Source organism: Treponema sp. R6D11, assembly GCF_054786075.1.
In genome coordinates this window covers 1-1,157 of record NZ_BDHD01000361.1, presented here as the reverse complement: position 1 = coordinate 1,157, position 1,157 = coordinate 1, and the positions used below count along the sequence as shown (strand labels likewise).

Below are 1,157 nucleotides of genomic sequence, written 5' to 3'. Positions count from 1 at the left end.
CCACATAAGCGCCGTTCTTTGTCCTGATAACGCTTAAATGCCCGTACAACGTGCGGTAGCCAGAATAATGGTTAATAACGATATAATTCCCAAATACGGCGTCATAACCGGTCTGGGTTACACGTCCTGACATCGCGGCTTTAACGGGGGTTCCCGTGCTTCCTCTGATATCAAGACCGGAGTGAAACTGCCTGCGGTTATTGTTAAACGGATCCCTTCTGTAGCCGTAAGGGGAAGTGATGGCGCCGTTTACGGGCCATATAAACAAGTCGCCGTTAATTTCCTGTAGGCTTACCCAGTCAAGCTTCGCGCCGGGAATAAACAGGTCGGTCCCCGTCCTTATCGTGTCGGAAAAAAGCTCGTTCGCGATTTTTATATCTTCCGCTTCGGCCTTGTATTTTTCCGCGATGGAGCTTAAAGTGTCCCCGCTTTTAACCTGGTGTAAAACGCCGTCCTGATTCGGTATTTTTAAAAGCTTGCCGATCTGCAACAGGCGGGTATTTGTAATTTTATTCACGGAAATAATCGTTCCCTGATTAAGCCCCAAATTAATAGCAAGGGTGCTGATGTTTTCGCCTTGCGTAACCTGATATGTGTCGTAGAGCAAAACCCTGGCTTTTGATAATGACTCCGGCTCTAGGGCGGCTGCCTCTGCTGGTGGCGCGTCCAAAGATGTCTCTTCAAAGGAAGCCTGTTCGTAAGAGGCGAGAGTTAAAGATACGTCTTCATTATTAAAATTTCCGCCGCCAATACCGTTTTCGTTGTCTTGAATTTCCCTGTTTTTTAAGGAAAAACCGGGTAAAAACAGCGAAAAAACGTATAAAATTACAGCGAATCTAAAGATTATTCTGCCATTATCGAATAAAAGAGACATATAATACATTATATTAAATATCGACAAACTATGCAACCAAAACGCATAAAATATTAATCGTCGTCATCGCCGCATTCCAGTTTTTTAATTAAATCCCTGATTTCGGCCGCCTGTTCGTACTCTTCTTCGGCGACCGCCTGCTCCAACTGCTCCAGAAGGGACTTGTTTTTATCGTCGGGGGCTTTTTCAAGGGGTTCAAGAAAGAAATCCAGGGGAATTCCCGTTTTTTCTACAACGGAGGCATAAATAAAGAAAGGGCATTTTTTACGGACGGCGATGGCAA

2 protein-coding genes are annotated in these 1,157 nt (G+C 44.9%); both read right to left on the bottom strand.

The features are described from left to right. Positions 1-874 (bottom strand): LysM peptidoglycan-binding domain-containing protein (locus ACYVTD_RS13120; protein WP_461248186.1); only part of this gene is annotated, 874 nt, incomplete at its 3' end. A 53-nt stretch (positions 875-927) separates the two neighbouring features. Next, the coding region (locus ACYVTD_RS13115) for a UvrB/UvrC motif-containing protein (RefSeq protein WP_461248185.1) at positions 928-1,157 on the bottom strand (230 nt) is incomplete at its 5' end.